This window comes from Streptomyces sp. NPDC053493 (genome assembly GCF_044544825.1).
GTDB lineage: Bacteria > Actinomycetota > Actinomycetes > Streptomycetales > Streptomycetaceae > Streptomyces.
Map to the genome: position 1 here is coordinate 195,373 of NZ_JBITXS010000008.1, position 21,589 is coordinate 216,961.

Genomic DNA, 21,589 nt, shown 5'->3' on the forward strand with positions numbered 1-21,589 from the left:
CGGCCCCGGGCCCGTCATCCCGTCCCCAGGCCCGTCGTCCGGCCGTCCGCTCCCGCGGGCGGCCGGAGGCGGGTCGCGGTGCGGACGAGGTCGGCGACGGCCTTGGACCGGCTGTGCGGCGGCCAGGCGATGACGGTCGTGACCGCCGGTGCGTCCCGCACCGGCACCGTCGCGTGATCGTCGCCCAGCTGCGCCCGAAGGGACTCGGGCACGACCGCGCAGGCCCGCCCGAGCGCGATCAGCTGGAACAGCTGGGTGTGGTCACGCACCTGCGGTCCCGGTCCGTCCGGATAGCCTCCGCCCCGCCGGGGCCAACGCGGCAGCGGCAGGTCCGTCAGGGCGGTGACCTCGGCCGTCGACACATGAGACCGGTCGGCCAGCGGATGCCCCGCGGGCAGGACCAGCACCTGCCGTTCGGTGCGCAGATCCTCGGTGTCGAGCCCGGCCGTCGTGTCGAAGGGCCGCTGGAGCAGCGCGACATCGGCCCGCCCGTCGCGCAGCATCCCTTCCTGCTCGCCGGGCCCGCACAGCACCACCTCGACGGCGACCGCGCCGGGTTCGGCGGCGTAGGCGTCCAGCAGCTTCGCCAGCAGTCCGCGGGCCGCTCCGGCCTTCGTGGCCAGCACCACGCCGGGCGACGCGGCGGCCGCGCGGCGGGTGCGGCGCTCGGCGGCCTCGACCGCGTCGAGCGCGGCCCGGGCCTCCCGCAGCAGCACCGACCCGGCCTCGGTCAAAGCGACCGCGCGCGCGGTGCGGTGCAGCAGATCCGCGCCGAGCCGTCGCTCGAGCTGCCGGATCGCCCGCGACAGCGGCGGTTGCGCCATGCCGAGCCGCTGCGCCGCCCGCCCGAAGTGCAACTCCTCGGCGACCGCGACGAAATAGCGCAGCTCCCGGGTCTCCACCGCGTCATCGTATCCGCCGCTCACCAGCACCGATATCCGTGCGGTATCGCCGCCCACCCAGTCGGTCTTGGACGTCCCGCCCGCGTCCGCACCACGCTTGACGGCATGAGTGCACAGACGATCGCGCTGGTGACCGGTGCGAACAAAGGAATCGGCTACGAGATCGCGGCGGGGCTCGGCTCGCTCGGCTGGCGAGTCGGCGTGGGCGCGCGGGACCGGCAGCGCCGCGACACCGCGGTGGAGAAGCTGCGCGCCGCCGGATGCGACGCGTTCGGCGTCCCGCTCGACGTGGCGGACGACGCGAGTGCGGCCGCCGCGGCCGAGCTGATCGCCGACCGCGCCGGAGGGCTCGACGTCCTGGTCAACAACGCCGCGATCACCGGCCCTGTGCCGCAGACGCCCACCACGGTCGATCCCGCGACCGTACGAAGCGTCGTGGAAACCAACGTGATCGGCGTCCTCCGCGTCACCAACGCGATGCTGCCCCTGCTGCGCGGCTCGTCGTCGCCGCGGATCGTGAACATGTCCAGCAGCGTCGGCTCGCTCACCCTGCAGACCACACCCGGCGTCGACATGGGCCCGGTTCCCGCCGCCTACCTTGCGTCCAAGACCTTCCTCAACGCCGTCACCGTTCAGTACGCCAAGGAGCTGAGCGACACGAACATCCTGGTCAACTCGGCATGCCCCGGCTACACCGCCACCGACCTCAACGGCTTCCAGGGCGTCCGCACCCCACAGCAGGGCGCGGCGATCGCGATACGCCTCGCCACCCTGCCCGACGACGGACCGACCGGCGGATTCTTCGACGACGGCGGAACAGTGCCCTGGTGACGGTCACCGGCCTCCGGAGGCCGGAAGGCGGCGCAGCACCCGCAGCGAGTCGGTGACCGAGACCTCCTCGAAGTCGCCGGACTCCAGCGCGCGCAGATAGATGCGGTACGGAGCCTGGCCGCCGTCCTCCGGGTCCGGGAAGACGTCGTGGATGGCGAGGAGGCCGCCCGGCGCCACCTTCGGGGCCCAGCCCTCGTAGTCGGCGCCGGCGTGCTCGTCGGTGTGGCCGCCGTCGATGAACACGAAGCCGAGCGCGCCGGCCCACACCCGGGCGACCTGCGGGGACCGGCCGACGACCGCGATCACATGGTCTTCCAGGCCGGCCTTGCGGAGCGTACGGCGGAACGTCGGCAGCGTGTCCATGACGCCGACCTCCGGGTCGACCACGGTCGGGTCGTGGTACTCCCAGCCCGGCTGCTGCTCCTCGCTGCCCCGGTGGTGGTCCACGGTCACCGCGACCGTCCCGGCCGCCCGCGCCACGTCCGCGAGCAGGATCGTCGAGCGCCCGCAGTACGTGCCGACCTCCAGCAGCGGCAGGCCCAGCTTCGCCGCCTCGGCGGCCGCCTCGTACAGCGCGAGCCCTTCCTTGACCGGCATGAAGCCCTTCGCGGCCTCGAAGGCGGCGAGGATCTCTGAGGTGGGCTCGACGGACATGGGCGGATCTCCTACTGGCGGGTACGGGTGTACGGGCGCCCATCGTGCCCTACGCGTCGCACTCGAACCACACCGTCTTCCCCACGGCCGCCTCCGCGCAGCCCCACCGGTCCGTCACCGCCTCCACCAGCGCCAGCCCGCGCCCGCCCTCCGCCAGCGGCCCGGCCGCCTTCGCCGCGAGCGTCCCCGCCACCTCGTCCGCGACCTCCACCCGCAGCCCGTACGGCTCCCGCAGGATCAGCACGCTGCAACGGCGCCCGGGCACGTGCCGCACGACGTTCGCGACGAGCTCGGTCAGCGCGAGCGCGGAGGCGTCGGACAGGTGAGCGAGTCCCCACCGCGTGAGGAACATGCGGAGGATGCGACGCATGTGACCGGCGGAGTGCTCACCCACGGTGAAGCCCATCCGGTAGCTGGCGCCAAGTTCCGTGGGAAAGAGGTCGGTTACGTCATTCATGCCGCCAGACTGGAGCCGCGTCGTTACGCTCGGCTACGGACTGGACGCAACGCTTGAACGCGTGAGCTTGGGGGTGACCTCGCCGTGGCCAACATCCGAAACCTCGACCCCAGCGCCTCGCCGCTGGACTACTACGGCTCCGAACTACGGAGGTTGAGGGAGGAAGCAGGGCTCAGCCAGCAGCAGTTGGGCGACATCCTCTACTGCACGGCCTCCCTGGTGGGCCAGATAGAGACGGCGAAGAAGGTCCCGACCCGCCAGTTCTCGGAACGGCTGGACGCGGCACTGATGACGGGCGGTCTGTTCACCCGCCTGATCGGGCTCGTCCTGAAGAGCCAGCTCCCGACGTGGTTCCAGCCGTACGCGGAGATGGAGGCGCGGGCCGCCTACATCTCGACGTACCAGGCGCAGCTCGTCTACGGCCTGCTCCAGACGGTGGAGTACGCCCGCGCGGTGCTGAGCGTCGAGAACCCGGGGCGGCTCGACGAGATGGTGGCGGCCCGGATGGAACGCCAGCGCATCCTGCAGCGCGATCATCCGCCCGTGTTGTGCGTTGTCCTCGACGAGGCCGTGCTCTACCGGGAGATCGGCAGTGCCGAGGTGATGCGAAACCAACTCGCTCACCTGTTGAGCTTCCGCGACCATCCCTGGATCCAGGTGCAAGTGCTCCCGTTCGCGGCAGGCCAGCACTCGGCGATGATGGGTTCGTTCAATCTCCTCCGCTTCGACGACGACCCGGATCTCTTCTACGCAGAGAGCTACGACTCGGGCCACATGACCGCCAATCCGCAAGTGATCAGGGAACGTTCGGTCGGCTACGCTCGGCTGCAAGCCGCGGCCCTCTCGCGGGAGGACTCGGCGGCGCTGATCGCACGTGTGATGGAGGAACGTTATGGGCACCAGCCAGGACCTGCGGTGGCGTAAGTCGTCGTACAGCGGCTCCAATGGTGGCGACTGCATCGAGTGCGCACCGCTCGGCACCGCTGCCTGGCGCAAGTCTTCGTTCAGTGGCGACACGGGCGGGCAGTGCATCGAGGTCGCCGAACTCGACGCTCACGTCGCCGTGCGCGACTCCAAGAACCCCGCCGGCCCCGTCTTCCTCGCCAGCCCCGCCGCCTTCACGGCGTTCGTGGTGGCCGCCGTCGAGGGGCGCATCGGGCGCTGAGCGGCATGGCGACTGTCATAGGAATGGTGATCCTCGCCGGGGCCCTGGCGGCCTGGGCGGGGATCGCCGGCGCCGGGTGGGCGCGGCGGCGGCGGGGCGACGGGCCGAGGACGGGGCCGTCGCGGGCGAAGGTCGCGGCGTGGGCCGCGGTGCTCGCGTACGTCGCGGGCGGGGCCGTCCACGCGTACGGCCTGTCGTATCTTCCGTTCCTCTTCCCCGAGGACGCGTGCTGGTTCAACGCGGGGACGAAGGTCACGCCCGACTCGTCCAGCGGACTGCCGGTCAGTCTGGTCTGCGAGGGCATGGAGGTCGTCCCGGGCTGGATCAATCCGACGCTCGTCGTGCTCGCGGTCACGGCGGTCGGGGCGACCGTCACGGCCGTGGTGCTCACGATCCACGGATGGAGGTCGCGACGGGCGGCCGTCTGAGCGGGTCGGTGTGGGCCTGCCGGAGGGCCCTCCGCGCGTCGCGAGGGCCGGAGGACGGCGGGCGCCGCTAGCTTCGGTGCCATGGCGGAACCGATTTTCTACGTCGACCACTCGGACATCCGTGAGGGCAGGATCGCCGAGGTCAGGGCCGGTATGCGCGAGCTGGCCGCGTTCGTGGAGGAGCGCGAGCCGCAGCTGATCGCCTACCACTTCTACCTCGACGGGGCCGAGTCGACGATGACCGTCGTCGCCGTGCATCCCGACGCGGCGTCGCTGGAGCGGCACCTGGAGCTGGGCGGCCCGAAGTTCCGGGAGTTCGCCGCCCTGATCCGGATGCGGTCCATCGACGTCTACGGCCAGCCGAGCCCGGCGGTCCTGGACCGGCTTCGGCAGAAGGCCGAGATGCTCGGTGACGCCGGCGGCGCCGGTGTCACCGTCCATACCCTCCAGGCGGGCTTCAGCCGGCGCTTCGGCGAGGCAGCCCTCTAGGCGTCGGCGCTCGCGAGCACCGCGCGCAGGGCCTCCGTGCCCGCCTTCCAAGCCGCGCCGTCCGACTCCTCCCACAGCTCCAGGAGTTCCGAGTCCTTGCCGAGCACCCGGTCGAGGGCGGCGACGGCGGCCGGACGCAGGGCCGCCGGGAGCGGCGGTATGGGCTGCTTCGGGCCGTACGAGGTGGTGACGGGCGCTCCGCCGGGGCACTGGGCGGCGACGAGCGCCGCCGCGGCCACGGCCTCGACCGCGAGGTCGGAGTCCAGATAGTCCTCACCGGTCTCGGTCACGTCCCGGAAGGCCGCCAGCAGCACCGCGGCCTTCCGCTCCGCCGGTGCCTCGTCGATCCGGTACGAGAAGTCGGCGGCGGTGTCGTTGTCGAAGGGGCCGATGTCCCAGGTACCCATGGTGTGCTCGCTCTCCGTGCTGCCCGCTGTCTGCCTTCGTATCGTGACAGCCACCACTGACAACGCCCCGGTGCCGTCGTGTGCCGCCGAAGGTCACCCCGAGACGCCGACCGGCGAAGTGAGGAGTCTCGCTGCACAGCGGACCGGCGGCGTCGCGCAGATCTCCCTTGCGTTTCCGGCAGCGAGTGAGGCTGACTTCGAGAGCGGTGGCGCGTTGGAGATTCCTGTGCGGAGGGGCAGCTGCTCGCAGTGCGGACCGCCTGCGCCGCGGAGCTGGGGCACCCCGTCGACTGGGACGACCCCGCCTCCTACCGGGACGGCCTGGAGGAGGAGAACGAGACGCCCGCCGAGCCGTGGACGATCGGTGGTGTGCTGGCGGGCGTCGGTTGCCTGGTGGGCGTCCTTGCGTTCCTCGCGGTCTGGGTGAACGGAGTCCTTGCCCTCTTCGACTGACCTAGTGCTGCATCAGCCAACGTTTGCCCTGCACGTACGTCGGGACATGGATGCCAGCAGCCACCCGACGCTTGGCTGGCCGCCGGAGACGATCGAGGAGTACCGGGCGCAGCAGCTTCAGGAGTAGGCGTCAGAGGCTTGACCAGCCGAGGAGAAACAGAACCCCGCGGACGCGATGCCCACGGGGTTCTGCCCTGCTCGGCCGGCCGAGTGGGAGGTCGGCGTCACTTCCCGCACTTGACCTTGAAGCCGTCCAGCAGAGCCTTGCCGGCATCGGAGTTGTCACGTACATACACGCTATCGCTGATGCTGATCGAGGTGTCACTGGTCGAGATGGGCTCGCTGCCGGTCCGCTCGTTGCGGGGGTCCTCTCCAGCGACCGTCCAGATGATCTGGGACTGATCCTTGTTGAACTCGCCGGTGCTGGTCACGTCCGGCTCCTCATAGACACCATCGCATTCGTACTCATGATGCGAGACGCTGTTGCCCTTGACAACCAACTGGCCGAGGTCGGACGTGCCGTTGACGTCCTTGATGTAGTAGGTACCGTCGCGCTTGCTGCCGCTGGCGCTGTCGCTGCTTCCGCTGCAGGCGGTGAGTATGAGTGAGCCCGCGGCCAGGGCCCCGATGGACACGGCGATCTTGGCCTGCGTCCTACGAGTGGTCCTGGTGATGCCCATGGCGTTCCCCGTTCGTTCGTTCTGGATAGTCGGTTTGAGATAGAAGGCGAGTCAAAATATCCTATGGATAGCTGGCTTTGACGGACCCGGACCGCCTGTCAGGCGCCTTCTCGGAGGTTGTCGAGCCGATGCTCAGTCAGCGCGAGCGCGACCTCGGCCTGATGGAGCGCGTGTTCGCCGTCCTGGATGCGCCAGTGCAGCCGCTGCACGGGCGGGGCGTCTGCTCCTTTGACAGCCAGGTCGCCGAGTTCACGCAGCTCCGCCTACGTTCCCTGCATCTGTTCCTCGTGGTGCAGCCACGAGGGCCTTCGGGTCCTGCTCCATCTGGAGGAACAAGAACGCTGCCGATGAACGGCTACGCGATCTCGTCAAGGGCGAACGTTGCCTGATGTGGCACTAGGTCACCGCGGCCGGCGAGAAGCGCCGCTCAGGGTCCGGGAGTCATCAAGATGACCTTGCAGGGTCCAGAGCTACAGGACAGCCCCGGTGCGACGAGCGCGCCGCTCGGAACATCGACGCGCATCTGACCTTCCGTCAGATTGGAACGTGTTCTAGTCTGCCGTGCCATGGGCATCGCCATCACGCACGAACAGCGGGAGCTCGCCCGATCCGTCCGCGGCTGGCTCACCCGCGCCGTAACGCCCGAGGACGTCCGCAAGCACCTCGACCTGCCCGCTCTCGCCATCGCCCGCCCCGCCCACTGGGACGCGGCCGCCGCGCAGGGACTGCTCGGGATCCATCTGCCCGAGGAGTACGGCGGCGCGGGCGGCGACCTGGCCGACCTCGCCGTGGTCCTGGAGGAGGCCGCGCGGGCGCTGCTGCCCGGGCCGTACCTGCCGAGCGTCCTCGCCGCCGAGCTGCTGCTCCGTAACGGCGAGGAGGCGGAAGCAGCCGGCGTCCTCGCCGCCGGTCTCGCCGCCGGCGAACGGATCGGGGCCGTGGCGTTCGGCGCCGGAACGATGACCGCCGTCCGTACCGACGACGGCTACGCCCTCGACGGCACCGCCCCGCCCGTCCTCGGCGCGGCCGCCGCCGACCTCCTCGTCCTCGCCGCCGCCACCGCCGACGGCGCGGTGTGGCTCGCCGTGGACGCCGGCACCCTCGCCGTACGGCCGCACGACAGCGCCGATCCCACCCGCCCCACCGCCGAGGTGACCGCCGCCGGCGTCCACGTGCCCGCGCCGCGCGTCCTCACCGCCGTCGACTCCGCCCTCGTCCGCGACCTCGCCGCCGTACTCCTCGCCGCCGACGCCTGCGGCACCGCGGCCCGCGCCCTCGACACCGCCGCCGAACACGCCCGCACCCGCGTGCAGTTCGGCCGGCCCATCGGCCAGTTCCAGGGCGTCAAGCACCTGTGCGCCGAGATGCTCGTCCGGCTCGAACAGGCCCGGGCGCTCACCTGGGACGCGGCCCGCGCCGCCGGCGAGACGGACCCGGGCGCACGGTCGCTCACCGCCGCCCTCGCCGCCGCCACCGCGCTCGACGCCGCCTACGACTGCGCCAAGGACTGCATCCAGATCCTCGGCGGCATCGGCTTCACCTGGGAGCACGACGCCCACCTCGCCCTGCGCCGCGCGCTCGTCGCCCGCCAGCTCCTCGGCTCCGGCGACACCCACCGCCTCACCGCCGTACGCCACGCCGCCGCCGGCGCCCGACGCGAACTGCGCCTCGAACTCCCGCCGGAGGCCGACGACTTCAGGGCAGCGGCGCGTACCGCGCTCGCGCCCGCCGTCGGGCTCGACCCGCCGGCCGCCCGCCGCGCCCTCGCCGACACCGGCTACGCGGCCCCGCACCTCCCGCCGCCCTACGGACTCGGCGCGGGACCCGTCCAGCAGCTCGCCGTGCAGCGGGAAACGGAGGCGCTCGGCATCAGGCTCAGCCCCCTGTCCATCGCCACCTGGGTCGTGCCCTCACTCCTCGCGTACGGGACCCAGGAGCAGCGCGACCGCCACCTCCTGCCCACCCTGCGCGGCGAACAGCAGTGGTGCCAGCTCTTCTCCGAACCCGAGGCCGGCTCCGACCTCGCCTCCCTCCGTACCCGGGCCGAGCGGACGGACGACGGCACCGGCTGGCGGATCAACGGGCAGAAGGTGTGGACGAGCTCCGCCAAGGAGGCCGACTTCGGCATCCTGCTCGCCCGCACCGACCCGGAGGCGCCCAAGCACCGCGGCCTCACCTACTTCGTCGTCGACATGCGCAACACACCCGGCATCGACATCCGCCCGCTGAAGGAGATCACCGGCGAGTCCCTCTTCAACGAGGTGTGGTTCGACGACGCCGTCCTGCCCGCCGACGCGGTCGTCGGCGAGGTCCACGACGGCTGGCGGGTCGCCCGCAACACCCTCGGCAACGAACGCGTCCACATGGCCGACCAGGTCGCCTTCGACACCGGCCTCGAAGCGCTCATCGCCGCCTCCGCGACCGCCGACAGCCGCGTACGGGCCGAGGTCGGCGCCCTCCTCGCCGAGGCGCACGCCCTCGCCTGCATCGGGCTGCGCACCACGCTCCTGCAGGTCTCCGGCCTCGAACCGGGCCCGGGCGCCAGCGTCCGCAAACTCGTCCAGACCCGGCACCAGCAGAAGGTCGCCGAACTCGCCCTCGAACTCCTCGGCCCGGCGGGCGCGGTGGCCGAGGGCGCCGGAGCGCGGGCGGTGCACGGGCTGCTGATGTCGCGCTGCCTGACGATCGCGGGCGGGACCACGCACGTGCAGCTCAATGTCGTCGCCGAGCGGCTGCTCGGCCTGCCGAGAGACTGAGGGGGCCCCGGAGATGGGGAAGACGTACATCGTGGGCGTCGGCATGACGAAGTTCGAGAAGCCGGAGACCCGGGACTGGCAGTACTGGGACATGGCGAAGGAGGCCGGCACCGCCGCCCTGGCCGACGCCGGCATCCCGTACGACCGCGTCCAGCAGGTCCCGGTCGGCTACTGCTTCCAGGCCTCGACGGCCGGCCAGCGCGCCGCGTACGAACTCGGGCTCACCGGCGTGCCCGTCTACAACGTCAACAACAACTGCGCCACGGCGTCGACGGCGCTGATGATGGCCCGGCAGTTCGTGGCGGGCGGGGCGGCGGACTGCGTCCTCGCGCTCGGCTTCGAGAAGATGGCGCGCGGCGCGCTGGGCGGCGGGTCGGACGGCGGCGACTTCAAGACTTCGCCGGTCGCCCGGCACTACGGGATCATGGCCGCTGGACACGGTTTCGAGATGTCCCCGCCGACCGCCCAGATCTTCGGCAACGCGGCCCGCGAGCACATGGACCGGTACGGGACGACCGAGGTCCAGCTCGCGGCCGTCGCCGCCAAGAACCACCGGCACTCGTCCCGTAACCCCAACGCCCAGTTCCAGGACGTCTACACGGTCGAGGAGATCCTCGCCGCGAAGACCATCCACCGGCCGCTGACCAAGCTCCAGTGCTCGCCGACCTCGGACGGCGCGGCGGCGGCCGTCGTCGTCTCCGAACGCTTCGTCGCCGAACACGGCCTCGCCGACCGGGCGGTGGAGATCGTCGCCCAGGCCATGACCACCGACACCGAGGAGTCCTTCGCCTCCGGCTCCTGCATCGACGTCGTCGGCCGGCCCATGTCGCGGGCGGCGGCACGGCAGGTGTACGAGGCGTCCGGGCTCGGCATCGAGGACGTGGACGTGATCGAACTGCACGACTGCTTCTCGGTCAACGAGCTGCTGACCTACGAGGCGCTGGGCATGTGCGAGGAGGGCGCCTCCGGCAAACTCGTGGAGTCGGGCGCCACGACGTACGGCGGCCGCTGGGTCGTGAACCCGTCGGGCGGCCTCATCTCCAAGGGCCACCCCCTCGGCGCGACGGGCCTCGCCCAGGCCGCCGAACTCGTCTGGCAACTCCGAGGCGAGGCGGCCGCCCGCCAGGTGCCGGGCGCGCGGGTGGGCCTGGCGCACAACATCGGCCTGGGCGGGGCGGCGGTGGTGACGATGCTGCGGAGGGAGTAGGGCGGCGGCGGGCGGGCCGCAGGGCGGGCGGAGGCTCGGGCCGTAGGGGGCGGGGCAGGCCGGCGGGGGGCGGAGGCTCGGGGTCGTAGGGCGGGCGTCGGTCGGTGGGCGGGGTCATGGGCGAGCGGGTCGTAGGCCGTTGTTCCGATGTACGGAGCGGGGCCGGTCTGGGACCATGACAGCCATGCCGCGATCCGAGCCGCCGACGTCCCCGTCCGCCGACCCCTCCATACCTCCCACGCCCTCCACACCCTCCGCATCCTCCCCGCCAGCCACGCCCTCCGCGCCTTCCTCGGGGCGCCTCTGGGCGGTGGTCCTGGTGGCCTGCGCGGGCCAGTTCCTCGTCGTCCTCGACGTGTCGGTGGTGAACGTCGCGCTGCCGTCGATGCGGACGGACCTGGGACTCACGGCCTCCGGGCTGCAGTGGGTGGTCAACGCGTACTCGATCGCGTTCGCGGGCTTCATGCTGCTCGGCGGCCGGGCCGGTGATCTCTTCGGCCGCAAGCGCATGTTCGTCCTCGGCCTCGCGCTCTTCACCGCGGCCTCGGTCGCGGGCGGCGTGGCCCAGGAGGGCTGGCAGCTCCTCGCCGCCCGCGCCGTGCAGGGCCTCGGCGCCGCCGTCCTGTCGCCGTCCACCCTCACGCTGCTCACCGCCGCCGTACCCGAGGGCCCCGCCCGCACCCGGGCCGTCGGCACCTGGACGGCGGTCGGCGCGGCCGGCGGCGCGGCGGGCGGCTTCGTCGGCGGCGTCCTCGTCGACCTGCTGTCCTGGCGGTGGGTCCTCCTCATCAACGTGCCCATCGGCGTCCTGGTCCTGGCCGGGGCCCTGTTCTGGCTCGGCGAGACCCAGGGCCGTGCCGGTGGCGGCCGGCGGCTCGACCTGCCGGGCGCGGTCCTCGTCACGGCGGGCCTGGCGACCCTCGCGTACGGCATCGGGCAGACCGAGGAGTCCGGCTGGACGTCGGCCGCGACGCTGCTGCCGCTGACGGCCGGCGTGCTGCTGCTCCTCGCGTTCGTCCTGGTCGAGGCCCGCTCGCCGGCCCCGCTGATGCCGCTGCGGATCTTCCGTACGCGCGCGGTGTCGGCGGCCAACGCGACGATGGCGCTGTGCGCGTCGACGACGTTCGGCTCGTGGTTCTTCATGACGGTCTACGCCCAGAACGTCCTCGGCTACACCCCGCTCCAGGCCGGCCTCGCCCTCGTCCCCAGCTCCGTCAGCGTCATCGCCGGCTCCAAGCTGGCCCCGCGCCTGCTGCCCCGCTTCGGCCCGCGCACGGTCGCCGTGACGGGCACCCTGGTCGCGGCCGGCGGCTTCGCCTGGCAGTCCACGATGACGGCCGACGGCACGTACCTGACGTCGATCCTCGTCCCGGGCGTCCTGATGATGTTCGGCATCGGCGTCGCCTCCACGCCGCTCGCCATCCTGGCCACCACCCAGGCACCCGCCTCCGAAGCCGGCCTCGCCTCCGGCCTCATCAACACCTCCCGCACCATGGGCGGCGCCCTCGGCCTCGCCGTCCTCTCCACCGTCGCCGCCTCCACCCTCTCCGGCGCCACCACCCCGCCCGCCCTGACCGCGGGCTACGCGGCGGCCTTCCGCGTGGCGATGTGCGTCCTGCTCGCGACGGCGGCACTGATGACGCTCTGGCTGCCGGCCCGGCGGGCGCGGTCGGCGTGTTGATCGGCTGGGACGTCTACCGGTACATCGTGGCCTTCTGCAGTGCCTGGGCCCTGTTTCTCGGCGTCCTCTTCGGGCTGCAAGGCGGTCCTGTCGAGGATTATGCGGCGACCTTTCAGGGATTTCTCGGCCTCACGGGAGCTCCCTCCTTGGTGCTGATCGTCGTGGCTCGCCTCCTGGTGAACAGGCGAGCGCCCGACGCCTTCCCGGCGGTGTGCGGAGCGCTACTGCTCCTTCCCGCGCTGCTTCCCCTCCTGGTGGGGGCGCCTGAGGTGTTCCTCGTGCAGCTGTTCATAGGAGGCGCGTTCCTGGCGTGGGACAAGTGGAGCCGACGGAGCGCCCGCACTCGTTAGAGCCAGCCCTGCTGGCGGGCCGCGCGGACCGCCTCCATGCGGTTGCGGGTGCCCGTCTTGCCGATGGCGGAGGAGAGGTAGTTGCGGACGGTGGACTCCGAGAGGTGGAGCTTCGCCGCGATGTCGGAGATCGTCGCGCCGTCCACCGAGGCGCCCAGGGCGTCGCGTTCGCGGGCCGTGAGCGGGTTCGGGCCGGCGCTGAGGGCGGCGGCCGCGAGGGCCGGGTCGATGACCGTCTCGCCGCGGAGCGCCTTGCGGATGGCCTCCGCCAGGTCCTCCACCGGCCCGTCCTTGACCAGGAACCCGGCCGCGCCCGCCTCCATCGCACGGCGCAGATAGCCGGGCCGGCCGAAGGTCGTGAGGATCAGCACCCGGCAGTCGGGCACCTCGTCCCGCAACTCCGCCGCCGCGTCCAGCCCCGACCGCCCCGGCAGCTCGATGTCCAACAGCGCCACGTCGGGCCGCACGGTCAGAGCCGTGGCCACGATCTCGTCGCCCCGTCCGACCTGCGCGACGACCTCGATGTCCGGCTCCATCCCGAGCAGCAGCGCGAGTGCGCCGCGCATCATCCCCTGGTCCTCGGCGAGCAGAACGCGGACGGACTTCGACGGACGGTGGTCCTGCGGCATCTCGTTCACGAGGAACAGGGTAGGCGCGGTCGCCTGTTGGGGCGCGCGGGGAAGGGCGCGGACATGGGACGTCTCCCCGGGACCAAGATTTTCCTGGTCACGCGAGCGTGAAGTGGGAGGGAAAGCTCCTGATCAGAGGCGATGCTCAAGAAAGCATCAGGAGGTCAGCCATGCCCGCGAAGCCCACAGCTCCGCCCGTACTCGAACTGCGCATCGGCGGGATGCACTTGACCGTTCAGCGCGTCCCCGGATGGCTCGTCGCCCTGGCGACGACCGCCGGCGGGGCGGCGCTCACGTGGTGGACGCAGCGCTGAGGCAGGTGTCCCCGTCAGCCGGGCGGTCCACCACGGGCGGTCAGGAGGTCACCTCCAGCGCTCTTCGCGGCCCGGGCATCGCGGGCAGCCCGGCGCTCCCCGGCCTCGGCGAGCACCGCGGCTCTGGCTTTCTCTCCGGCATCGAACGCCGCCGGAGAGAACCGGTCGCTGGCTTTGACGTGCCGTTCCCAGCCGTCCTGCCAGAACTTCACCGTCCAGCCCGGCCACAACTCGGGCGTCCGGTAGGCCTGCGGTGAGGAGGAGAGGGACCACCAGCCCAGACGGCGGCGTTCCGGGTCGATGTGGATGCCGGAGTTGACGTGCAGGCGGCAGACTCCGTGCTCAGGGGCGTCTGCCAGGCGGTCGAGCAGGGCGGCGCCCTCGCGGACAGGGTGGTCGAAGGCGTCAGAGGCGACGTGGCAGCGGCCGGTGCCGATCGTCATCACCACACCGCCTGGGTCGGGGCCGGCCAGGTCCTCGTCGTCGGCGGCGAGGAGCGGGGCCAAGGAGAGGGCCGAATCGCGGCAGCGGACGTACTCCGGGTCGAGCCCGACGTACTCCCGCAGTTCGGCCGGGCCGTCGTACAGCCAGCGGGCCTCCCAGCCCGGCCACGCAGCTCGGATCAGTTCGAACGTGGCCGCGCGGTGGCGGAGCTCAGTGCTCGGCCCCTCCCAGGCGAAGAACAGGAGCACCTTGCGGCCGAGGTCGAGCAGTATCCCGCCCTGGGCCATGGTGTCGTCCAACCACCAGCCGTCCTGGCGGAGTCCCGGAAGCATGGCGAGAAGCGCCGTCGGCCCTTCCAGCAGGTCGAGGTCGAGTCCGACCGCCCAGCCGGTCCGGTACAGCTCATGCGTGCCGTTCTCTCGGACCACGATGACGTTGGCTCTGTTTCCCACGGGGTCAGGATGACGGGCCGGGAGGCTGCCGGGCCATCCGATTCCGACGGCTGCGAGGCTCCGATGTCCAGGAGTAGGAGCGATGGTGCGCCGACACGGCGGGGCCGGGGATCTTCAGGTCAGGGGTAGCCTGCGGGGACGGCTTCTTGCCATGATCGGCTGGTGGAAGATGACCAGCGCATACACCCCTCGAAGGTGGCCGGCGACCGTGCGTCGCTCACCTCGTTTCTCGACTATCAGCGGGCCACCCTGGCCATGAAGTGCGCGGGTCTGACCGGTGAGCAGCTGAAGCGGAGGGCGGTTCCGACGTCAGGGCTCACGCTCCTGGGTCTGGTGCGTCATGCGGCCTCCGTCGAGCGGAGTTGGTTCCGCGTCGTCGTGAACGCGGAGGACGTCAAGGTGCCTTGGCCCGGCGAGGTCGACGGCACGTTCGGCGAGTTCCATGTCGAGGACGCCGACGTCGACGAGGCGTTCGGCGTCTGGCGGGAGGAGTGCGACCGAGCGCGCGCCGTCGTTGCTTCCTTCGGTTCGCTCGACGACACCGTCGACTTCCGCGGCGAGACCATCTCGCTCCGCTACGTCCTCACCCACATGATCGAGGAGTACGCGCGCCACAACGGCCACGCCGACCTGCTGCGCGAGGCCATCGACGGAGCGGTCGGCGAGTAGGGGTGGGACGTGGGGGCGTGGAGTGGCCGCCTGCTCCGAGGCGGACCGGGCGGCTGGTGCTGCGCGAGTCCGAGGGGCGGGACCGGGCCGGGTTCGTCGAGTTGTTCGGGTCGGCGGAGGTGGGTGCCTACATCGGCGGGGCCCGGCCGCGCGAGGAGCTCGAGCGGGAGATGCCCGAGGTGCCCGGGCGGCGGCCGGGGCTCTTCGTGGTCGAGGCCGAGGGCACGATGATCGGCATGGTCACGCTCGACCGGCGCGACGCGGAGCGGCCGGAGGCGGCAGGACAGGTCGAGCTCGGCTACCTGTTCCTGCCGGAGGCGTGGGGACGCGGCTACGCGGCCGAGGCGTGCGCGGCGGTGCTCGACTGGTTCGCCGACGCGCGCCCCGGTGAGCCGGTGGCGCTCCGCACGCAGACCGCCAACGACCGCGCGTTGCGCCTCGCGACGAAGCTGGGCTTCACCGAGGTGGAGCGGTACGAGGAGTACGGCGCCGAGCAGTGGCTCGGCGTGCGGTCCCCGGCCGCACCGCCCCGCTGAGGATCAGGCGGCCGTGTCGAAGGTGTAGTGGCGGGTGTGGTCGAGCATGTCCGCCGGGCTCACGTCGTTCCAGGGACGCATGGTGTCGCGGAGGTCGACGACGTTCGGCGTGCCGGCCGCCGGAAGGTACGGGGACTTCGGGTGGCGGGCCTGCCAGTCCGCCCACAGCTTGTCGATGAAGGCGTGGTGCAGCCAGAAGACCGGGTCGTTCGGGGAGACACCGGTGGCCATCTGGCCGCCGACCCACACATGGACGCGGTTGTGGAGGTTCACGCCCCGCCAGCCCTCCAGGTGGTTGCGGAAGCCGTCCGAGGCGCTGTTCCACGGGGCCATGTCGTACGTCTCCATGGCGAGGACGGAGTCCACCTCGGCGCGCGTGGGCAGTTGGCGGCCGCCCGCGCCCAGCTCCCGGCGGAGGAAGTCGCGGCCGTCGACGCGGACGTTGATCGTCCAGCGGTTCCCGGTGCGGGCGAACGGGCCGTCGGTGACCTGACCGTCGCGGGCGCGGCCGGTGCCGCCGAGGAAGTCGGGCGCCCAGAGGGAGGAACGGGCCGTGCGGTCGGCCGTCCAGTCCCAGTACGGCAGGGCGACGGTCGCGTCGACGGACTGGAGTGCCCGCTCGAACTCGAGCAGGAAGCGACGGTGCCAGGGCAGGAAGGACGGCGACCGGTGACCCATGCGGTCGCCGTTGTCGGTGTCGCTCATGATGAAGGCGTTGTGCGTGGTGACGAAGGTGTCGTAGCGCCCGGTGCGCTTGAGTTCGAGCAGGGCCTCGATGAAGCGGCGCTTCTCGTCGGCGGTCAGGGCGGCCTGGTTCTTGCGTATGGTCATGGCGGCGTACGGCTCCTGGAGCGAAGAGGAAGGCGGGATCAGGCGAGGCGGAGGGGCACGAGCGGGGCGCCCTGGAGCTCGCGTACGGCGGCGCGGGCGGCCGCCTTGGGCGTGGTGACGGGCTCGTAGTGGCTGATCACGCTGATCCAGGTGCCGTCGGCGTTCTGCATGACGTGCAGTTCCTCGCCGTCGATCGTGACGCTGTAACCCCCGCCGTGCTGACCGCCGTGACCGGTGTGACCCGCGTGGCCGGTGCCGTCGTGTCCGCCGCCGTTCGTGGGGCCGCCCTTGATGCGGCGGCCGAGGTAGACCTCGTCGAAGGAGGACGAGGAGTCGGCCGGGCCGGATGCGGCCGAGCCCGACGCCGGAGCCGCGGCGGCCGGACCCGCGAGCGCGAGGCCCGCGGCGGCGCCCGCCGCGCCCGCGGCGACGCCCAGGGCCTTGCGGCGCGTGATGGTGGTGGACATGGAAACCCCCTGATGGTCTGTGCGACCGGGGGTTTGGTCATATGCCCCCGGCGGATTCCATCGGTACCTGGGGTCGTCGGCGCGGCGGAAATCGCCGCGGGTCGGTTGGGTGCGATGCGGACAACCTCGTACGAAAAGTGCAGACTTGAACGAAGATGATCTTGCTGACCGGAGTCGTCACCGTGGTGCGGAGGGAAATGTTCCGCGGTGAACCGGGCCGTTTCGCGAAAGATCTTCCGGGATGTGTCCGTGATGTGGTGGAGGCCACCCCGTCAGGCTGTCCGGATAACGACCGCACCCCGATCCCGTCCCGCTCGTTGGCAGGGCATGAACACCACCCAGCGCACCTTCGCCACCCTCCTCCTCGCCGGCGCCGCCCTCGGCCTGTCCGGCGCCCCGCAGGCCCTCGCCGCCGACGACGCCGGCGCGCCCGGCGCCGGGCTCGTCGGCCTCCTCAAGCTCGACGAGGTCGGCCACAAGAGCGAGCCCCAGGGATCCGTCAGCGGGAACACGTCCGTCGCGAACATCGGCGGCCAGACGACCGACCTGAACACCTGACGTCGGACTGCCGGATCGCCGGACGTCTGCCCCTTTGACCGAGTGACCGCCTGAGCCGGCCGTTTTCCCGCTGCCCCCGCGCCCGGTCGCCTCACCGTCCGGCCGGCTCCGCTCGTACGGCGGTCAGCACGCCGATCTTGTCGATGCGGTGCTCCGGATTGCCTTGCGCGTCGCGCCAGAGGTTGCCCGCCGCGTTGTCCTCCGGCGTGGCGCAGGTCGAGAGCGTGATCATCGGCCGGGTCGGCTTGCGGTCGGGCGCGCCGGGCACGGCGGCCCGCTGCTCGGCGAGCGACCGGGTGGAGCGGAAGGAGGTCGTCCGGGTCTCGGTGACGGTGTACTCGTAGACCGTGCCGTCCGCCGTCACCAGCACCTTGGCGCCCACCTCGAGCGCGGGCAGGTCGTGCAGCGGCCCGCCGGCCGAGAGCCGGTGCGCGGTCACCAGGTAGTTGCCGACGTCTCCCGGGCCCACGCCGCCCCGCGGTCCGTACGGGCTGGCGGCGAGGCCCCGGTCCTGGATCCGGGTGCCGGCCCGATCGTCGGTCGTTCCCTTGTACGGAAGGACGCGCAGGTCCCTCACGCCGATCGACGGTATGTCCAGGTCGGCGGGCCGGGGCCCGGAGGCGGGCGTGGGCGAGGGAGGCGGCGGAGGAGTCGTCGGCGCCCCGGAGGTCGGGGCGGCCGCCGAGGCCGGTGCTGCGGAGCCCGGCGCCGCGGAGGTCAGGGCCGCGGAGCCCGGAGCCGCGGAGCCCGGAGCCGCGGAAGCCGGCGACGTGACCGGTGACGCGGGAGCCCGGACCGACGCGGGCGGACCGGACGTCGTCCCGGCCGTCCCGGCGGCGGTCGCGCTTCCCGCCGGGGAGCGGCCCGCGAGGACAGCGACGACCGTCGCGACGACGGTCGCGAGTACGGCGAGCGCCCAGTGGGCTCGGCGGGAGCGGGTCATGGGTCTCCGGCGTCGGGCGTGACACCCGCCGACGGGATGCCGCCCGACCTCTCCACCGTACGCCGCTCGGCCCCACCCGACCCGGCCGAGGTACCGGCCGCTGCCCGTCCCCCGGCCCCCACCCGACCGGCCGAGGGACCGGCCGCTGTCCGTCCTACCCGTACGCCGAGCGCGAGCGGTCCGCCGCGAGCTCCGTCGACGGCTCCACCGGGAGTTCCACCGTGACCCGGAAGCCGCCGCCCGGCCGCGGGCCCGAGACCAGCGTCCCGCCGGCCGCCGCCACCCGTTCCCGCAGGCCCAGCAGACCGCTGCCGGGTGTGCCGGAGCCGGTGCCGCGGCCGTTGTCGGTCACCGTCAGGCGGACCCGCTCCGGGCCGCCGCCGAGCTCGATCTCGCAGCGGGTCGCGCCGCTGTGCCGTACGGCGTTGGTGGCCGACTCCCGTACCACCCAGCTCAGCAGCGCCTCCGTCCGCGCCCCCAGCGGCGGGCCCGACTGGCGGACGACGGGTTCGATGCCGGCCGAGGTCAGGGCGTCGCGGGCGCGGTCCAGCTCGCCGGTGAGGGAGGCCTCGCGGTAACCGGTGACCGCCTCCCGGATCTCGGTCAGGGCCTGCCGGCCGACCGTCTCGATGTCGCCGACCTGCGCGAGCGCCGCGTCCAGGTCGCGCGGCGCCAGCCGCCGGGCGGCCTCCGACTTCACCACGATCACCGACAGGGTGTGGCCGAGCAGGTCGTGCAGGTCCCGGGAGAACCGCAGCCGCTCCTTCTCGACCGCCGTACGGGCCAGCTCCTCGCGGGTCTCGCGCAGCTCGCGCACCGTCTCGCTCAGGGCGAGGATCGCGGACGTCACCATGACCGAGATGAACGTGCCGTACACGATGCCGAGCGAGCCCCAGCCGTCCCGCCACAGCGTCACCGTCCCGACCGCCGCCGTCAGCGCGAAGGCGACCACGGGCAGCAGCAGGCTGCCTCGGACGACAGCGCCGACCGCGAGGCCCAGGAGCGGGAAGAGGAGCAGCCACTCCCGCCCGTAGCCGATCGCGAGCGTGAAGGTCAGCACGCCGAGGGCGACGAGCAGGCCACGGGTGGCCCGCGTCTCGCGTACGCGCCGGTCGAAGGCGCGGAAGGCGATCGAGATGTAGAGGCTGTTGAAGGCCAGCAGGCCCAGGCCGCCCAGCCACGGGTTGGCGGCCTCGCCTCCGATGAGGTGGGACAGCGCGCCCAGTCCCATCAGGAGCCACGGGAGCAGGCTCAGCGCGCTCGGCCCCCGGTCTTCGCGGGCCTTCGCCTTCGCCGAGGCCTTCGCCGCCCGCCGTCGCCACGCGTCTCTCATCGGTCCATGCCCCTCATCGCTTCCCGCCCCCTCATTGCTCCGTGCCCCTCGCCGCTCCATGCCCCTGTGCCTCAGGCCGTCCGTGCGGAACGACGGTACGAGAACGCCGCGTACGTCCCGAACAGCGCCGCCCAGGCCGCCAGGACCGCCAGGGCCGAGGCGCTGGGCGCCGAGCGCTCCGTCACCGCGCGGGCGATCTCGGAGAAGCGGCTGGTCGGGGTGTAGGAGGAGAGCGTCGCCAGCCAGTGCGGGAAGAGCTGGACCGGGAACCAGAGTCCACCGACGACCGCGAGGCCCAGGTTGCACGCCACGTTGGCGACTCCGGTGGTCTGCGCGGTGAGGCGGTAGCCGTTGCCGAGGCCGAGCAGGGTGAAGGGGAGCGAGCCGGCCCACAGGGCGAGGGCCGTCGCGGCCCACTGCCAGGCGTCCAGCCGTACGCCGTTGGCCAGACCGCCGGCGAGCAGCACCGCGACGATGGCGGGCAGCACCACGACCGTGCCGGTCAGGGCGCGGCCGGTGACGACCTGGCGCGGGGACATCGGCGTGACCCGCAACTGGCGCAGCCAGCCGGAGGACTTGTCCTCCGCGACGCCGGTGCCGAGGGACATCGCGGCGCCCAGTGCGCCGTACGCCGCCATGCCGACCATCGCGGCCGTCTTGTACGCGGTGTCGTCGGCGCCGCCGAGGTTGGTGAAGAGGAGGTACATCATGACGGGCACGGCGATCGAGGAGATGGCGAAGCCGACGTCGCGCAGCGTGCGGCGGACTTCGAGGCGTACGTACGCGGTGATCATCGGGTCGTCTCCAGGGTGTCGCGGATGGTCGGGGCGGATGCCTGCGCCGGTGCCTCGGCGGAGGCGGTGCCAAGGGAGGCGGTGCCCCGGGCGCCGGCCTCGCGGGAGGCGGCGTCGCGCGTCAGGGCCAGGAAGGCGTCGTTGAGGGAGACCGGCGTGACCTCCAGGCCGCGGACGGCGCCCCTCGCGGCGAGGGCGAGGACGGTCGCGTCGGAGTCGTCGCTGCGCAGGTGGGCGCGGTCGCCGCGGATCTCCGTCGAGACGACGCCGGGCAGCGCGGCGAGGCCCTCCGTCGAGCCGCCGGCCAGGTCGAAGGAGACGCGGGTGCCGCCCGCGGCCCGCTTCAGCTCGTCCGCGGTGCCGTCGGCGAGGACGCGGCCGGAGTCGACGACGACGATCCGGTCGGCGTTGGCGTCGGCCTCCTCCAGGTAGTGCGTGGAGAACAGCACCGTGTTGCCACGCCGGGCGTAGCCGCGCATGGACTCCCAGAACGCCTCGCGGGCCTCGACGTCGAGCGCGGCGGTCGGCTCGTCCAGGACGACCAGCTCGGGGCTGCCGGCCAGCGCGACGGCGAAGCGGACCCGCTGCGCCTGGCCCCCGGAGAGTCGGTCGACGCGCCGGCCGGCGAGGTCGGTGAGGCCGGCGAGCCGCAGCGCCTCGTCGACCGGCAGCGGCCGCGGGTAGGCGCGGGCGACGAAGTCGACCAGTTCGCGGACGGTGACCCGGGTGACCGGGCGGGTGTCCTGGAGCATGGCGCCGATCCGGCCGGCCGCGACCGCGCGGGCCGGCGCCTCGCCGAAGAGCCGCACCCGGCCGCTGTCCGGCTCGTCGAGGCCGAGGAGCAGGTTGATGGTGGTGGACTTGCCGGCACCGTTGCGGCCGAGGAGGGCGACGGTCTCGCCGCGCCGGATGGTGAGGTCCACGCCGTCGACGGCGCGAACGTTTCCGTACGACTTGGTGGCGGCCTCGAAGGCGACCGCGGGCTCGTTCTTCATGTCCACGACCGTACGGAGCGGGGGCACCGGCCCGGCAGGACCGTGCGTACGGACCTGGCCGTGACAAATGTCCCGGGTGTGCGCCCGCGGACCCGTCCGGCCCCTGCCGGGAACGGCTCCGGTCCTTGCCCCGAACGTCTCCGGCTCTCTGCCGACAACGGTTT

General features: G+C 72.5%; 27 protein-coding genes and 1 pseudogene. 15 read left to right on the forward strand and 13 right to left on the reverse strand.

Translation table 11 applies throughout. From position 1 onward, the window contains the following. Nucleotides 1-14: 14 nt before the first annotated feature. Entirely contained in the window at nt 15-902 is an 888-nt protein-coding gene (locus ACIGO8_RS23325) for a LysR family transcriptional regulator (RefSeq protein WP_399733832.1), read from the reverse strand. A gap of 105 nt (nt 903-1,007) precedes the next feature. Between ACIGO8_RS23325 and ACIGO8_RS23330 the strand changes: the two genes are divergently transcribed. Continuing rightward, complete coding sequence (locus ACIGO8_RS23330) at nt 1,008-1,733, forward strand: SDR family NAD(P)-dependent oxidoreductase (RefSeq protein WP_399733835.1); 726 nt, start codon at nt 1,008-1,010, stop codon at nt 1,731-1,733. A gap of 3 nt (nt 1,734-1,736) precedes the next feature. Here ACIGO8_RS23330 and ACIGO8_RS23335 read toward each other — a convergent pair whose 3' ends face one another. Beyond that, nucleotides 1,737-2,387: a class I SAM-dependent methyltransferase gene (locus ACIGO8_RS23335; protein ID WP_399733838.1), complete on the reverse strand. Its 651-nt coding sequence runs from the start codon at nt 2,385-2,387 to the stop codon at nt 1,737-1,739. A 49-nt stretch (nt 2,388-2,436) separates the two neighbouring features. After that, nucleotides 2,437-2,844 carry an ATP-binding protein gene (locus ACIGO8_RS23340; protein ID WP_399733841.1) on the reverse strand — a complete coding sequence of 136 codons (408 nt, stop codon included), beginning with the start codon at nt 2,842-2,844 and terminating at the stop codon, nt 2,437-2,439. Nucleotides 2,845-2,928: 84 nt separating this feature from the next. On the opposite strand from ACIGO8_RS23340, the gene ACIGO8_RS23345 reads away from it, so the two are divergent. The 4 genes from ACIGO8_RS23345 to ACIGO8_RS23360 all read left to right on the forward strand — a co-directional run bounded on the left by ACIGO8_RS23345 (nt 2,929) and on the right by ACIGO8_RS23360 (nt 4,926). Continuing rightward, nucleotides 2,929-3,768: a Scr1 family TA system antitoxin-like transcriptional regulator gene (locus ACIGO8_RS23345; RefSeq protein ID WP_399733843.1), complete on the forward strand. Its 840-nt coding sequence runs from the start codon at nt 2,929-2,931 to the stop codon at nt 3,766-3,768. Continuing rightward, the gene (locus ACIGO8_RS23350; protein ID WP_399733846.1) at nt 3,737-4,009 is read left to right on the forward strand and encodes a DUF397 domain-containing protein; all 273 of its coding nucleotides are present in this window, start codon (nt 3,737-3,739) and stop codon (nt 4,007-4,009) included. The genes ACIGO8_RS23345 and ACIGO8_RS23350 overlap by 32 nt, the downstream gene beginning before the upstream one ends. Nucleotides 4,010-4,014: 5 nt before the next feature. Beyond that, nucleotides 4,015-4,437, forward strand: a complete 423-nt coding sequence (locus ACIGO8_RS23355) for a hypothetical protein (protein WP_399733848.1) — start codon at nt 4,015-4,017, stop codon at nt 4,435-4,437. Nucleotides 4,438-4,518: 81 nt separating this feature from the next. Then, nucleotides 4,519-4,926, forward strand: a complete 408-nt coding sequence (locus tag ACIGO8_RS23360) for a hypothetical protein (protein ID WP_399733851.1) — start codon at nt 4,519-4,521, stop codon at nt 4,924-4,926. Here ACIGO8_RS23360 and ACIGO8_RS23365 read toward each other — a convergent pair. Continuing rightward, nucleotides 4,923-5,333: a DUF4259 domain-containing protein gene (locus ACIGO8_RS23365; protein WP_399733854.1), complete on the reverse strand. Its 411-nt coding sequence runs from the start codon at nt 5,331-5,333 to the stop codon at nt 4,923-4,925. The genes ACIGO8_RS23360 and ACIGO8_RS23365 overlap by 4 nt on opposite strands. A 219-nt stretch (nt 5,334-5,552) precedes the next feature. On the opposite strand from ACIGO8_RS23365, the pseudogene ACIGO8_RS23370 reads away from it, so the two are divergent. Further along, nucleotides 5,553-5,786, forward strand: a pseudogene (locus ACIGO8_RS23370) (DUF6584 family protein); the annotation flags it as partial. 224 nt (nt 5,787-6,010) lie between these two features. Here the strand turns inward: ACIGO8_RS23370 and ACIGO8_RS23375 are convergent. Continuing rightward, nucleotides 6,011-6,466 (reverse strand): hypothetical protein, encoded by a 456-nt coding sequence (locus tag ACIGO8_RS23375; protein WP_399733856.1) that lies wholly within the window; start codon nt 6,464-6,466, stop codon nt 6,011-6,013. A 77-nt stretch (nt 6,467-6,543) separates the two neighbouring features. Between ACIGO8_RS23375 and ACIGO8_RS23380 the strand changes: the two genes are divergently transcribed. The 5 genes from ACIGO8_RS23380 to ACIGO8_RS23400 all read left to right on the forward strand — a co-directional run bounded on the left by ACIGO8_RS23380 (nt 6,544) and on the right by ACIGO8_RS23400 (nt 12,460). Beyond that, entirely contained in the window at nt 6,544-6,855 is a 312-nt protein-coding gene (locus ACIGO8_RS23380) for a hypothetical protein (RefSeq protein WP_399733859.1), read from the forward strand. Between the two features lie 177 nt (nt 6,856-7,032). Next, nucleotides 7,033-9,222, forward strand: coding sequence for an acyl-CoA dehydrogenase (locus ACIGO8_RS23385; RefSeq protein ID WP_399733862.1), 2,190 nt, complete (start codon nt 7,033-7,035; stop codon nt 9,220-9,222). 13 nt (nt 9,223-9,235) lie between these two features. Beyond that, on the forward strand, nt 9,236-10,429 hold the full coding sequence (locus ACIGO8_RS23390; RefSeq protein ID WP_399733864.1) for a lipid-transfer protein: 1,194 nt from the start codon (nt 9,236-9,238) through the stop codon (nt 10,427-10,429). A 175-nt stretch (nt 10,430-10,604) separates the two neighbouring features. Next, a complete protein-coding gene (locus tag ACIGO8_RS23395) occupies nt 10,605-12,110 on the forward strand; it encodes an MFS transporter (protein ID WP_399733867.1) in 1,506 nt (501 codons plus the stop codon). Then, complete coding sequence (locus ACIGO8_RS23400) at nt 12,104-12,460, forward strand: hypothetical protein (RefSeq protein WP_399733870.1); 357 nt, start codon at nt 12,104-12,106, stop codon at nt 12,458-12,460. The genes ACIGO8_RS23395 and ACIGO8_RS23400 overlap by 7 nt, the downstream gene beginning before the upstream one ends. Here the strand turns inward: ACIGO8_RS23400 and ACIGO8_RS23405 are convergent. Then, nucleotides 12,457-13,089: a response regulator gene (locus tag ACIGO8_RS23405; RefSeq protein ID WP_399734272.1), complete on the reverse strand. Its 633-nt coding sequence runs from the start codon at nt 13,087-13,089 to the stop codon at nt 12,457-12,459. The genes ACIGO8_RS23400 and ACIGO8_RS23405 overlap by 4 nt on opposite strands. A 170-nt stretch (nt 13,090-13,259) precedes the next feature. Between ACIGO8_RS23405 and ACIGO8_RS23410 the strand changes: the two genes are divergently transcribed. After that, the gene (locus tag ACIGO8_RS23410; protein ID WP_399733873.1) at nt 13,260-13,403 is read left to right on the forward strand and encodes a hypothetical protein; all 144 of its coding nucleotides are present in this window, start codon (nt 13,260-13,262) and stop codon (nt 13,401-13,403) included. 14 nt (nt 13,404-13,417) lie between these two features. On the opposite strand, the gene ACIGO8_RS23415 is transcribed toward ACIGO8_RS23410, so the two are convergent. Continuing rightward, entirely contained in the window at nt 13,418-14,299 is an 882-nt protein-coding gene (locus ACIGO8_RS23415) for a hypothetical protein (RefSeq protein ID WP_399733875.1), read from the reverse strand. 162 nt (nt 14,300-14,461) lie between these two features. Here ACIGO8_RS23415 and ACIGO8_RS23420 point away from each other — a divergent pair, with 162 nt between their 5' ends. Continuing rightward, nucleotides 14,462-14,968 (forward strand): DinB family protein, encoded by a 507-nt coding sequence (locus ACIGO8_RS23420; protein WP_399733878.1) that lies wholly within the window; start codon nt 14,462-14,464, stop codon nt 14,966-14,968. A gap of 17 nt (nt 14,969-14,985) precedes the next feature. Beyond that, nucleotides 14,986-15,504 carry a GNAT family N-acetyltransferase gene (locus ACIGO8_RS23425; protein WP_399733881.1) on the forward strand — a complete coding sequence of 173 codons (519 nt, stop codon included), beginning with the start codon at nt 14,986-14,988 and terminating at the stop codon, nt 15,502-15,504. Between the two features lie 3 nt (nt 15,505-15,507). On the opposite strand, the gene ACIGO8_RS23430 is transcribed toward ACIGO8_RS23425, so the two are convergent. Then, nucleotides 15,508-16,335 carry a tyrosinase family protein gene (locus ACIGO8_RS23430; RefSeq protein ID WP_399733884.1) on the reverse strand — a complete coding sequence of 276 codons (828 nt, stop codon included), beginning with the start codon at nt 16,333-16,335 and terminating at the stop codon, nt 15,508-15,510. Nucleotides 16,336-16,373: 38 nt separating this feature from the next. After that, complete coding sequence (locus ACIGO8_RS23435) at nt 16,374-16,802, reverse strand: tyrosinase cofactor (protein ID WP_399733887.1); 429 nt, start codon at nt 16,800-16,802, stop codon at nt 16,374-16,376. A gap of 327 nt (nt 16,803-17,129) precedes the next feature. Here ACIGO8_RS23435 and ACIGO8_RS23440 point away from each other — a divergent pair, with 327 nt between their 5' ends. Then, entirely contained in the window at nt 17,130-17,360 is a 231-nt protein-coding gene (locus ACIGO8_RS23440; RefSeq protein ID WP_399733890.1) for a hypothetical protein, read from the forward strand. A 91-nt stretch (nt 17,361-17,451) separates the two neighbouring features. Here the strand turns inward: ACIGO8_RS23440 and ACIGO8_RS23445 are convergent, their stop codons facing one another. The 4 genes from ACIGO8_RS23445 to ACIGO8_RS23460 all read right to left on the reverse strand — a co-directional run bounded on the left by ACIGO8_RS23445 (nt 17,452) and on the right by ACIGO8_RS23460 (nt 21,425). Further along, nucleotides 17,452-18,303 (reverse strand): class E sortase, encoded by an 852-nt coding sequence (locus tag ACIGO8_RS23445; protein ID WP_399733892.1) that lies wholly within the window; start codon nt 18,301-18,303, stop codon nt 17,452-17,454. Between the two features lie 154 nt (nt 18,304-18,457). After that, nucleotides 18,458-19,636, reverse strand: a complete 1,179-nt coding sequence (locus ACIGO8_RS23450; RefSeq protein ID WP_399733895.1) for a sensor histidine kinase — start codon at nt 19,634-19,636, stop codon at nt 18,458-18,460. Nucleotides 19,637-19,707: 71 nt separating this feature from the next. Continuing rightward, on the reverse strand, nt 19,708-20,430 hold the full coding sequence (locus ACIGO8_RS23455) for an ABC transporter permease (protein ID WP_399733898.1): 723 nt from the start codon (nt 20,428-20,430) through the stop codon (nt 19,708-19,710). Beyond that, a complete protein-coding gene (locus ACIGO8_RS23460) occupies nt 20,427-21,425 on the reverse strand; it encodes an ATP-binding cassette domain-containing protein (protein ID WP_399733900.1) in 999 nt (332 codons plus the stop codon). The genes ACIGO8_RS23455 and ACIGO8_RS23460 overlap by 4 nt, the downstream gene beginning before the upstream one ends. Nucleotides 21,426-21,589 lie beyond the last annotated feature (164 nt).

Excerpts from the sequence above, each read along its gene's own strand:
- ACIGO8_RS23330 (WP_399733835.1), top strand. The coding sequence starts at position 1,008 with ATGAGTGCACAGACGATCGCGCTGGTGACCGGTGCGAACAAAGGAATC.
- ACIGO8_RS23335 (WP_399733838.1), bottom strand. The coding sequence starts at position 2,387 with ATGTCCGTCGAGCCCACCTCAGAGATCCTCGCCGCCTTCGAGGCCGCG.
- ACIGO8_RS23340 (WP_399733841.1), bottom strand. The coding sequence starts at position 2,844 with ATGAATGACGTAACCGACCTCTTTCCCACGGAACTTGGCGCCAGCTAC.
- ACIGO8_RS23350 (WP_399733846.1), top strand. The coding sequence starts at position 3,737 with ATGGGCACCAGCCAGGACCTGCGGTGGCGTAAGTCGTCGTACAGCGGC.
- ACIGO8_RS23355 (WP_399733848.1), top strand. The coding sequence starts at position 4,015 with ATGGCGACTGTCATAGGAATGGTGATCCTCGCCGGGGCCCTGGCGGCC.
- ACIGO8_RS23360 (WP_399733851.1), top strand. The coding sequence starts at position 4,519 with ATGGCGGAACCGATTTTCTACGTCGACCACTCGGACATCCGTGAGGGC.
- ACIGO8_RS23365 (WP_399733854.1), bottom strand. The coding sequence starts at position 5,333 with ATGGGTACCTGGGACATCGGCCCCTTCGACAACGACACCGCCGCCGAC.
- ACIGO8_RS23375 (WP_399733856.1), bottom strand. The coding sequence starts at position 6,466 with ATGGGCATCACCAGGACCACTCGTAGGACGCAGGCCAAGATCGCCGTG.
- ACIGO8_RS23385 (WP_399733862.1), top strand. The coding sequence starts at position 7,033 with ATGGGCATCGCCATCACGCACGAACAGCGGGAGCTCGCCCGATCCGTC.
- ACIGO8_RS23390 (WP_399733864.1), top strand. The coding sequence starts at position 9,236 with ATGGGGAAGACGTACATCGTGGGCGTCGGCATGACGAAGTTCGAGAAG.
- ACIGO8_RS23395 (WP_399733867.1), top strand. The coding sequence starts at position 10,605 with ATGACAGCCATGCCGCGATCCGAGCCGCCGACGTCCCCGTCCGCCGAC.
- ACIGO8_RS23405 (WP_399734272.1), bottom strand. The coding sequence starts at position 13,089 with ATGCCGCAGGACCACCGTCCGTCGAAGTCCGTCCGCGTTCTGCTCGCC.
- ACIGO8_RS23410 (WP_399733873.1), top strand. The coding sequence starts at position 13,260 with ATGCCCGCGAAGCCCACAGCTCCGCCCGTACTCGAACTGCGCATCGGC.
- ACIGO8_RS23430 (WP_399733884.1), bottom strand. The coding sequence starts at position 16,335 with ATGACCATACGCAAGAACCAGGCCGCCCTGACCGCCGACGAGAAGCGC.
- ACIGO8_RS23435 (WP_399733887.1), bottom strand. The coding sequence starts at position 16,802 with ATGTCCACCACCATCACGCGCCGCAAGGCCCTGGGCGTCGCCGCGGGC.
- ACIGO8_RS23440 (WP_399733890.1), top strand. The coding sequence starts at position 17,130 with ATGAACACCACCCAGCGCACCTTCGCCACCCTCCTCCTCGCCGGCGCC.
- ACIGO8_RS23445 (WP_399733892.1), bottom strand. The coding sequence starts at position 18,303 with ATGACCCGCTCCCGCCGAGCCCACTGGGCGCTCGCCGTACTCGCGACC.
- ACIGO8_RS23450 (WP_399733895.1), bottom strand. The coding sequence starts at position 19,636 with ATGAGAGACGCGTGGCGACGGCGGGCGGCGAAGGCCTCGGCGAAGGCG.
- ACIGO8_RS23455 (WP_399733898.1), bottom strand. The coding sequence starts at position 20,430 with ATGATCACCGCGTACGTACGCCTCGAAGTCCGCCGCACGCTGCGCGAC.
- ACIGO8_RS23460 (WP_399733900.1), bottom strand. The coding sequence starts at position 21,425 with ATGAAGAACGAGCCCGCGGTCGCCTTCGAGGCCGCCACCAAGTCGTAC.